Here is an 11,059-nt window from a genome sequence, read left to right as displayed (position 1 = left end):
GCCGGTACGCCGCCGCGACCGACCCGGCCGGACCGGTCGCGGCGGCGCCCGCAAAGCCCTCGCGACCGGCGGTGCGCGGGGCGCCACAATGGCGCGCGAATTCGTTCAGAATTCGCCGCCCGGCCCGCCCAGCTCGCGGTGGATGAAATCGAACAGTTCGGCGTCGCTGGCCGCGTCGAGCGTGTCGGTCACCGGCGCCTCCGGCGCTGGCGCGCGCTCGTCACCCCAGCGGGCGATGAACGCCTGCATCTGCACCAGCAGCTTCTGCCGGGTCAGCGGGTCCGGCGTGCCGGCGGTGAACAGGTCGTCCACCTTCTCCAGTTCGGCGAGCAGGCCGGTGGTGGCGGCGGCGCCGTCGGGCGCCAGCAGCGTCCGCAGGTGCCGGGCGAGCGCCAGCGGGGTCGGGTAGTCGAAGACCACACTGCCCGGCAGCGTGGCTCCGGTCGCGGTGCGCAGCCGGTTCCGCAGCTCGACCGCGGTCATCGAGTCGAATCCGACCTCGCGGAACGCCCGGCCGGGGCCGAGGTCGGCGACGTCCGGGAGACCGAGCACCGCCGCGGCCTGGCCGGCGACGAGGTCGACCAGGATCGCGTCCCGCTCCGCGTCGCCGAGCGGGCGGAGCCGGTCCCGCAGCGCCGCCGCGGCGGCGTCGTCCGCGGGCTGCTCGGCGTGCAGGCCGTGCAGCGCCTCGGCGGCCTCGGGCAGGTCGGCGAAGAGCGGCCGGTCCCGGACCGCCGCGACGGCCGGCACGAACCGGTCCCACCGCACGTCGGCGACGACCAGCCGGTCGCCGTCGACTACCGCCTGACGGAGCGCGGCGACGGCCAGCTCCGGGTCCATGCCGGGCAGGCCGCTGCGGCCCAGGTGGGCCAGGTCGGTGTCGGTGAGGCCGTCTGCCCAGGGCCCGAACGCCACCGACGTCACCGGCAGCCCGGCGTGCTGCCAACCGGCGGCGAGGACGTGCAGCAGCGCGTCGCCGGCCGCCTGCCCGTAGCGCCCGCCGGAGCCCCACACGCCGGAGGTGGACGAGCAGACCACCAGCGCGCCGAGCGCGCGCTGTTCCACCTCGTCGGCGTACCGGGGCAGGTCACCGACGGTGGCGGTCAGGTCGGCGGCGAGGTCGGCCAGGGTGAGGTCGACCAGGGGCGCGGTGCCGGTGTCGGCCGGCACGTGCACCAGCCCGGTCACCGGCCGCCCGTCGGCGGCGAGCTGCGCCATCCGGTCGGCCAGCTTGCCGCCGGCCGTCTCGTCCAGCGGCACCACCGACGCGCCGGCCCGGTCGAGCCAGGCGGTGGTGTGCCGGGCGACCGGTCCGGCGCCGCCGGTGAGCAGGACGCTGCCCTGCGGCGTCCAGCCACCGCCCGTACCCCCGGCCGGGCCGGTGGCCCGGACCAGCCGGCGGACGAGCGGACCGGACCCGCGCACCGCGACCTGGTCCTCCCCCTCCCGGTTGGTCAGCGCCGCCAGCAGCCCGGCGAGGGCCTCGGCGGTCACCGTGCCGGGCAGGTCGACGAGCCCGCCGACGTGCCGGGGGTGTTCCAGCGCGGCGGCCAGGCCGAGACCCCAGCTGGTGGCCTGCCACGGCCGGGGGGCGGGTTCGTCGTCGGTGGCGGCGGCCCCGGCGGTGGCGAGCCACAGCGGTGCGCCGCCGTCGCGGGCGACGTGCGCCTGGAGCAGCAGCAGGTTGGCCGCGAGCCCGGCCGGCAGGGCGTCCTGCCCGGGGTGCGGGGCCTCGTCGAGCGCGAGCAGCGACAGCAGCGCGGTGGGCCGGTGGTCGGCCTCGGCCCGGGCCAGTGCGTCGGCGAGGCCGTCCCGGTCCACGGTGGCCGGGTCGACGGTGAGCAGCCGTACGTCGGCGCCGCCGGCCCGCAGCGCGTCGGCGACCGTGTCGGCGGTCTCGCGTGGCGGCGCGACCAGCAGCCAGCGGCCCGGCTCGCCGCCGGTCAACGGGCGCCGGTGCCAGGTGACCCGGTAGCGCCAGCCGGCCAGCACGCCGTCCTGGCGGCGTCGGCGTCGCCACGCGTCGAGCTGTGGCAGCACGTCGCGCAGCGGCTGCCCGGTGTCGATGCCGAGCCGGTCGAGGTCGCCGTCGCCGACCGCCCGCCAGAACTCGCCGTCGTCCGCCGCCGCGCCGCCGACCGGGGTGGTCAGCGTGGGCCAGTACCGCTGCGGCTGGAACGCGTACGGGGGCAGCTCGGGCAGATCCCGGGCGGCGGGGCGGGGGCCGGCGAGCGGGGTCAGCAGCGCCGGCCAGTGCGGGTCCCGCCCGGCCGCGTAGCCGGCGGCGACCGCGGCGAGCAGGCTGGTGACCTCCGGTACGCCGGCACGCAGCGCGGCGACCGCGGTGGTGTCGTCGGGCAGCAGGTCGGCGTTCATCGGGGTCAGCACCGCGGCGGGCCCGAGTTCCAGGAACGTGTCCACGCCGGTGTCCCGCAGCGCGGCGATCCCGTCGGCGTACCGGACCGCCTCGCGCACGTGCCGCACCCAGTAGTCAGGCGTCCGCAGGTCGTCGCCGGACGCGAGCGCACCGGTCAGGTTGGACACCACCGGCAGCAGCGGCGCGGCGAAGCTCAACCCGTCGAGCACGGCCCGGAACTCGGCCAGCATGGGCGCCATCAGCGGGCTGTGGAACGCGTGGCTCACGGTGAGCCGGCGGGTGCGGGCACCCCGCTCGCGCCAGGCGCGCTCGATCCCGTCCAGCGCGTCGGTCGGGCCGGACACCACCACCGACGACGGGCCGTTGACCGCCGCGATCCCGACCTCCGGGTGCCCGGCGACCGACGCGGCCACCTCGGCCTCGGGGGCGGCGACCGCCAGCATCCCGCCGCCGGCCGGCAGCGCCTGCATGAGCCGGCCGCGCGCGGCGACGAGCGTGCACGCGTCGGTCAGGGACAGCACGCCCGCCACGTGGGCGGCGACGATCTCGCCGACCGAGTGGCCGCCGACGGCGTCCGGCACGATCCCGAACGACTCGACGAGGCGGAACAGCGCCACCTCGACCGCGAACAGTCCGGCCTGCGTGAACCGGGTCTGGTCCAGCAGGTCGCCGGCGTCGAACAGCACCGGCTTGAGCGGTTGCGGCAGCAGCGGGTCGAGCTGCCCGCACACCTCGTCCAGCGCGGCGGCGAACACCGGGAACGCGTCGTACAGGTCGCGGCCCGTGCCGGCGCGTTGCGCGCCCTGCCCGGAGAAGAGGATCGCGGTCCGGCCGGTCCGTGCGGGCGCGGCCGGGACGAGCGCCGGGTGGGTGTCGCCGGCGGCGAGCGCGGTCAGCGCGGCCAGCCGGGTCGCCGGGTCGGCGGCGACCACGACGGCCCGGTGGGCCAGGTGCGCCCGGCCCTCCACCAGCGCCCACGCGACCGCGCCGGGGTCGACAGCAGCCAGCGGACCGGCCGGTTCCGCCGGGTCGGCGGCGGCCGGGTCGGCGAGCCGCCGGGCCAGCCGGTCGGCCTGGTCCCGCAGGCCGACCGCCGTCGCGGCGCTGACCGGCCACGGCAGCGTTACGTCGGCGCGCGGCGCTTCGGTCGGGTCCGTGTTCGCCCGTCCCTGCCCGGTGTCGCTCACGTCCGGGGTGTGCCCCGTCGCCCCGGTGGCGGGGCGGTCGTCGGCGGCACCGGTGGTCGGCGCCTCCTCGAGGATCACGTGGGCGTTGGTGCCGCTGATGCCGAACGACGAGACGCCGGCCCGGCGCGGCGCGTCACCGGGCGTCCACGGGCGGGCCTCGGTGAGCAGCGCCAGCGGGCCGGACGCCCAGTCCACGTGCGGGGTGGGCGCGTCGACGTGCAGCGTGGCCGGGAGCGTCGCGTGGCGCAGCGCCAGCACCATCTTGATCAGGCTGGCCGCGCCGGCGGCGGCCTGGGTGTGGCCCAGGTTCGACTTGACCGAGCCGAGCCAGAGCGGCCGGTCGGCCGGCCGGTCCGGCCCGTACGCGGCGGCGAGCGCCTGCGCCTCGATCGGGTCGCCGAGCGTGGTGCCGGTGCCGTGCGCCTCGATCGCGTCGATGTCGGCCGGGGCCAGGCCGGCGTTGGCCAGGGCGGCCCGGATGACGCGCTGCTGGGCCGGCCCGTTCGGGGCGGTCAGCCCGTTGGACGCGCCGTCCTGGTTGACCGCGCTGCCGCGGACCACGGCGAGGATCCGCCGGCCGTCGCGTTCCGCGTCGGACAGGCGTTGCAGCAGCAGCACGCCGACGCCCTCGCCCCAGCCGGTGCCGTCCGCGGCGGCGGCGAACGCCTTGACCCGGCCGTCCTCGGCGAGCCCACGCTGCCGGGAGAACTCCAGGAACGCGCCGGGCGTGGACATCACGGTGACGCCGCCGGCGAGGGCCATGTCGCACTCGCCGGAGCGCAGCGCCTGCGCGGCCAGGTGCAGCGCCACCAGCGACGACGAGCAGGCCGTGTCGACGGTGACGGCGGGACCGTGCAGGCCGAACGCGTACGCCAGCCGGCCGGAGACCACGGACGCGCCGTTGCCGGTGGCCTGGTAGCCCTCCACCTCGGACCGGGCGCCGAGCAGCAACGTGGCGTAGTCCTGCCCGTTGGTGCCCATGAACACGCCGGTGGCGGAGCCGCGTACCCGCTGCGGGTCCAGGCCGGCGTGCTCGAACGCCTCCCAGGTGGTGTGCAGCAGCAGCCGCTGCTGCGGGTCCATGGCGAGCGCCTCGCGCGGGTTGATGCCGAAGAACGCGGCGTCGAAGCCGGCCACGTCGGCCAGGAAGCCGCCGCTGCGGGTGTAGCTGGTGCCGACGCGTTCCGGGTCGCTGTCGAACAGGCCGTCGAGGTCCCAGCCCCGGTCGGTGGGCATCGGCGTGACCGCGTCCCCGCCCTCGGCGAGCAGCCGCCACAGTTCCTGCGGGGAGGACACCCCGCCGGGGAAGCGGCAGGCCATCGAGACGATGGCGATGGGTTCGTCGGCGGCCGGCCGGATCACCCGGGCGGCCTCGGCCGGGGCGTCCGCGCCGGCCACCATCTCGGTACGCAGGAAGCGCGCCAGCTCGGCCGCCGACGGGTGGTCGAAGACCACTGTCGAGGGCAGCGTGGCGCCGGTGGCCCGGCCCAGCCGGTCGCGCAGTTGCACGGCGGCCAGTGAGTCGAAGCCGAGTTCGCGGAACGCCCGGCCGGCGGGCACCTGGTCGGTGGAGGTGTGCCCGAGCACCGCGGCGGCCTCGGCGCGTACCAGGTCGAGCAGGAGTGTCTCCTGCCCGGCGGCGGGCAGCGTGGCCAGCCGGGCGCGGAGGCCACCGTCGGCGGTTTCCGGCTGCGTCCGGTCGACGGCGACGGCCGGGGCGACCCGGTCGAACAGGTGGCTGGGCCGCGCCGCGGTGTACGCGGCCACGAACCGGGACCAGTCCACGCCGGCGATCACCGGGGCCGGCTCGGGGGCGTTGACCCAGCGGCCCAGCGCGGCGACGGCGGCGGCGGGCGGCAGCGGGTCGAGGCCGCGCCGGCGCAGCCCGTCCGCGGTCTCGCCGGCGGCCATGCCGTCGGCGGCCCACGGCCCGTAGGCGAGCGCGGTGGCCGGCCGGCCGGCGGCGCGGCGGGCCGCGACCAGCGCGTCGAGCAGGGCGTTGCCGGCGGCGTAGCCGGCCTGCCCGCCGCCGCCCCACACGCCGGCGACGGAGGAGAACACCACGAACGCGTCCAGGTCGCGGCCCTGGCAGGCGGCGTCCAGGTGGATCGCGCCGAGCGCCTTGCCGGACAGCGTGCCGGCCAGGGCGTCGGTGGTCAGGTCGGTCACGGCGGCGGGGTCGCCGGCCACGCCGGCGGTGTGCACGACGGCGGTCAACGCCGGCAGGTCGTCGACCAGGTCGGTGACGGCGACCGGGTCGCTGACGTCGCAGGCGACCACCCGTACCGCGCCGAGCGTGGCGGCCAGGTCGGCGGCGCCCGGGGCGTCCGGGCCCCGCCGGGAGGCCAGCACCACCTCGTCGGCGCCGTTGGCCAGCAGCCATCGGGCCACGTGCCGGCCGAGCGCGCCGGTGCCGCCGGTGACCAGCACGGTGCCGCGCGGCTGCCAGCCGCCGCCGGCCGGTGGCGCCGCCGGGAGGAGGCGTCGGGCGAGGACGCCGGTGCGGCGTACGGCCACCTGGTCGTGGTCGCCGTCGGCGAGCACCGCGACGAGCGCGGCGCGGGTGGTGCGGTCGGCGCGGCCGGGCAGGTCGATCAGGCCACCCCACCGGTCGGGCCGTTCCAGCGCCACGACCCGGCCGAGGCCCCACACGGCTGCGGCGCGGACGTCGCCGCCCCGGTCACCGGAGGTCACGGGCAGCGCGGCCCGGCTGAGCGCCCACACCCGGCCGGGCAGGCCGGTGTCGGTGAGCGCCTGGACGAGCGTGAGCAGCGCGGCGGTGCCGGCCGGGACGGCCGGCTCGTCGGGGGTCGGCCGGTCCTGGCGGGGCAGGACGCAGAGCACGCCGGTCCAGCCCTGGTCGCCGAGCCGCCGCAGCCGCTCGCCCAGCTCGGACCGGTCGATGCCGGCGGGGAGGGTGAGCGAGTCCACCTGGGCGCCGGCCGCGGCGAGCGTCTTCGCGACGCCCGCGTCGGCGCCGCCGCCGACGGTGGTGACCAGCCACCGGCCGGTCAGTCCGGACGCGGCGGCGGGGCGCACCGGCTCCCACCCGATCCGGTACGCCGAGCCGGCGCCCCGGGTCCGCGCCCGGCGCCAGTCGGCCAGGACCGGCAGCGCGGCGCTGAGCGCGTCGGCGGCGGTGTCGTCGCCGAGGTGCGCGGCGAGCGCGGCCGGGTCGCCGTGCTCGACGGCGGCCCAGAACTCGGCGTCCGGCCCGTCGGTCCGGGCGGGCGTGTCGGGCCAGAACCGTTGCCGTTGGAACGCGTACGTGGGCAGGTCGACGCGGGTCGCGCCGGCGCCGGCGAACCAGGGCGTCCAGTCGACGGGCACCCCGTGCACGTGCAGTTCGGCCAGCGCGGCCAGCAGCGCCTGGCGCTCGTCGCGGTCGTGGCGCTGGGTGGCGACCGCCCGTACGCCGTCGGCCTGGTCGGGGATCAGCGCGGTGAGCACACTGCGCGGGCCGATCTCCAGGAACGTGTCCGTTCCGGCGGCGCGCAGCGCGGTCACGCCGTCGGCGAACCGCACCGCCTCCCGCACGTGCCGCACCCAGTAGTCGGGCGTGCGCAGGTCGTCGCCCGCCGCCAGCGCGCCGGTCACGTTGGACACGATCGGCAGCAGCGGCGCGGCGAACGTCAGCCCGTCCAGCACTGAGCTGAACTCGGCCAGCATGGGTTCCATCAGCGGGCTGTGGAACGCGTGGCTGACGGTCAGCCGCCGGGTGCGCACGCCGCGCTCCTGCCAGTGGCGCGTGAGCGCGTCGAGCGCGTCGAGCGGTCCGGACACCACGACCGCCGTCGGCCCGTTGACCGCCGCGATCCCGACCTGCGTGTGCGCCTCGATCGACGCGGCCACCTCGGCCTCCGGCGCGGCGACCGCCAGCATCCCACCGCCGGCCGGCAGCGCCTGCATCAGCCGACCCCGCGCCGCGACCAGCGCGCACGCGTCCGGCAGCGACAACACACCCGCCACGTACGCGGCGGTCACCTCACCGATCGAGTGCCCACCCACGAAGTCCGGGGTGACCCCGAACGACTCGATCAGGCGGAACAACGCCACCTCGACCGCGAACAGCCCGGCCTGGGTGAACTGGGTCTGGTCCAACAGATCGGCGTCGCCGAACAGCACCGGCTTCAGCGGCTGCGGCAGCAACGGATCAAGCTGCGTACAGACCTCGTCCAACGCGGCGGCGAACACACCGAACGCCTCGGACAACTCCCGGCCCATGCCGGCGCGCTGCGCGCCCTGCCCGGAGAACAGCACCGCCAGCCGCTCCCGCCGCTCCCGACCACCGACGACCACCGCGCCGGACGGCTCACCGGCCGCCAACGCCCGCAGCCCGGCCAGCAGGCCGTCCCGGTCGGCGGCGGCGAGCACGGCGCGCTGCTCCAGCGGGGTACGGGTGGTGGCGGACGACCATCCGACGTCGACCGGACGGAGCGTCTCGTCGCCGGCCAACCAGGCCGCCCAACGGCCGGCCTGCGCGGCGAGCGCCGCGTCGGTACGCGCCGACAGCAGCACCGGCACCGGCCCACCGGTCGACGCCCCGACGCCCGCCGGCTCGACGACGTCGGTGGGCTGTTCCAGGATGACGTGGGCGTTGGTGCCGGAGATCCCGAACGACGACACCGCCGCGCGGCGGGGCCGGTCCCGGTCGGGCCACGGCGTCGGGGCGGTGGCGAGGGTGATCGCGCCGGCGGTCCAGTCGACGTGCGGGGACGGCTCGTCCACGTGCAACGTCGGCGGCACGATGCCGTGCCGCATGGCGAGGACCATCTTGATGATCCCGGCGACCCCGGCGGCGGCCTGGGTGTGCCCGATGTTCGACTTCACCGAGCCGAGCAGCAACGGCTGGTCGCGGTCCTGCCCGTACGTGGCCAGCAGCGCCTGCGCCTCGATCGGGTCCCCGAGCGTGGTGCCGGTGCCGTGCGCCTCCACCGCGTCCACGTCCGACGTGGTCAACCGCGCGTTCGCCAGAGCCTGCCGGATCACCCGCTGCTGCGACGGACCGTTCGGCGCGGTCAACCCGTTCGACGCGCCGTCCTGGTTCACCGCCGTACCCCGCACCACCGCCAGAATCCGCCGACCCTCACGGCGCGCGTCGGAGAGCCGCTGCACCAGCAACACGCCGGAACCTTCGCCCCAGCCGGTGCCGTCGGCAGCGGCCGCGAACGACTTGCAGCGGCCGTCCGGGGACAGACCACGCTGCCGGGAGAACTCGATGAACGTGCCCGGCGTCGCCATCACCGTCACGCCGCCGGCCAGGGCCAGGTCACACTCCCCGGACCGCAGCGCCTGCACCGCCAGGTGCAACGCCACCAGCGAAGACGAACACGCGGTGTCCACGGTCACCGCCGGACCCTCCAGCCCGAACGAGTACGCCACCCGACCGGACAGCACGCTGCCCGACGTGCCGACGCCCACGTAGCCCTCGACCTCGGCCGGCAGTGCCACCAGCCGCGTGGCGTAGTCGTGGTACATGACCCCGGCGAACACGCCGGTCCGCGAGCCGCGCAACGCCGCCGGGTCCACCCCGGCCGACTCGAACGCCTCCCACGACGTCTCCAGCAGCAGCCGCTGCTGCGGGTCCATGGCGAGGGCCTCACGCGGGCTGATGCCGAAGAAGCCGGGGTCGAAGTCGGCGGCGTCGTAGAGGAAGCCGCCCTGCGTCGCGTACGACGTGCCGCTGCGGTCCGGGTCGCTGTCGAACAGCGACCCGAGGTCCCAGCCGCGATCAGCGGGGAACTCGGAGATGCCGTCGCCGCCGGCGGCCAGCAACTCCCAGAGCTGCTCCGGGTTCTCCACCCCGCCGGGATAGCGGCACGCCATGCCGACGATCGCCACCGGCTCGTCCAGGCCGGTCGGGACGGCGGCCCGCGCGGTTGCCGGGTCCGGCCGGCTTCCGGCCAGCTCGGACCACACCTGTCCGGCGAGCGCGGCCGGCGTCGGGTAGTCGAAGACCAGCGTGGACGGCAACCGCAGCCCGGTGGCCGCGTTGACCCGGTTGCGCAGGTCCACCGCGGTCAGCGAGTCGAACCCGAGTTCCTGGAACGCCCGGTCGGACGGCACCGCGCCGGCCCCGGCGTGGCCGAGCACCTGCGCGACCAGGCCCCGGACCAGCAGGTCCACCTCGGCGCGGGCCTCGTCGTCGGTGAGTCGGGCGAGCCGGTCGGCCCAGCCACCGGTGCCGGCGAGGCGCCGGCCGGCGGGGCGGCCGACGAGCGTGGCCAGCATCGCGGGTACGGGTGCGCCGGCGATCGCCGCGCGCAGCGCCGGCACGTCGATCACGGTGGGCACGAGTTGCGGTCGACCGGTGGCGAGCGCGGCGTCGAACAGGCCCAGACCGGTCTCCACGCTCATCGGCGTCAACCCGGCCCGCGCCGACCGCTGCCGTTCCCCCTCCGACAACGACGCCGCCATCCCGGCGGTGTCCCACATTCCCCACGCCAACGACACCGACGGCAGACCCTCGTGCCGACGCCACACCGCCAACCCGTCCAGGAACGCGTTGCCCGCCGCGTAGGCGGCCTGACCCGGCGAGCCGAGCACCCCGGCGACGGACGAGAACAACACGAACAGGTCCAGGTCGAGATGCCGGGTGGCCTCGTGCAGCCACCACGCCGCCGTGGCCTTCGGCGCCAGCACGTTCGCCAACCGCTCCCCGCTGATCGACGACACCACCCCGTCGTCCAACACCCCCGCGGTGTGCACCACCCCGGCCAACCGGCCCGGCACACCCGACACCAACCGGAACACCTGATCCCGATCGGTCACGTCACACGCCACCACCGACACCGACGCACCCAGGCCCGACAACCGCTCGACAAGCGCGTCCGCACCCGGCGCAGCCGGACCCTGCCGCGACACCAACACCAGCGACCGCACCCCGTGCCCGGTGACCAGGCGCTCCGCCACCAACGCGCCCAACGCGCCGGTGCCACCGGTGACCAGCACCGTGCCGGCACCGATCTTGCGCCCGACGTGGTCCGGCACCGACGCTTCGTCGGTGGCGGCCCGGCCACCGGCCGCCGGTGCTGACCCGGCACCCGAGGTGGCGGGCGCGGCGCGGACCAGGCGCGGCGTCAACACGACGTCGCCGCGCACCGCCACCTGGCCGCCCGTGCCCGGCAGGTCCGCCACCACCCCGGCCAGCACCGACACCACCCCGGCATCGACGTCCCGATCCAGATCGGCCAACACGATCCGCTCCGGATGCTCCGACTGCGCCGACCGCAACAATCCCCACACCGCCGCGCCCGCCAGATCGGTCACCCGATCCGCGTCCGCCGCCGCCACCGCACCCCGGGTCGTCACCACCAACCGCGACTCGGCCAGAGACTCGGCCGCCAGCCACGCCTGCACCACCGCCAGCACGTCCGAGGTGATCACCCGCACCGCGTCGGGCACGTCCAACCCGGACCGCACGACCACCGGCAGCACCAGTGTGCGCGACACACCCTCCCCCGCGTCGACCACGGCCGACACGTCCGGGAACGAC

1 protein-coding gene (running past one end of the window) is annotated in these 11,059 nt (G+C 76.9%); it reads right to left on the bottom strand.

The window, feature by feature from the left end; genetic code table 11:
• Positions 1–105: 105 nt before the first annotated feature.
• On the bottom strand, positions 106–11,059 hold the 3' end of the coding sequence (locus TPA0908_RS22490) for a type I polyketide synthase (protein WP_281940965.1). The gene runs 18,680 nt beyond the window's last position; 10,954 of the gene's 29,634 nt are visible here — the last part of the coding sequence; the start codon falls outside the window, past its right edge; its stop codon occupies positions 106–108.

The sequence above is a fragment of the Micromonospora sp. AKA38 genome, assembly GCF_027925725.1.
GTDB lineage: Bacteria > Actinomycetota > Actinomycetes > Mycobacteriales > Micromonosporaceae > Micromonospora.
This window is presented reverse-complemented; position numbering and strand designations above follow the sequence as displayed.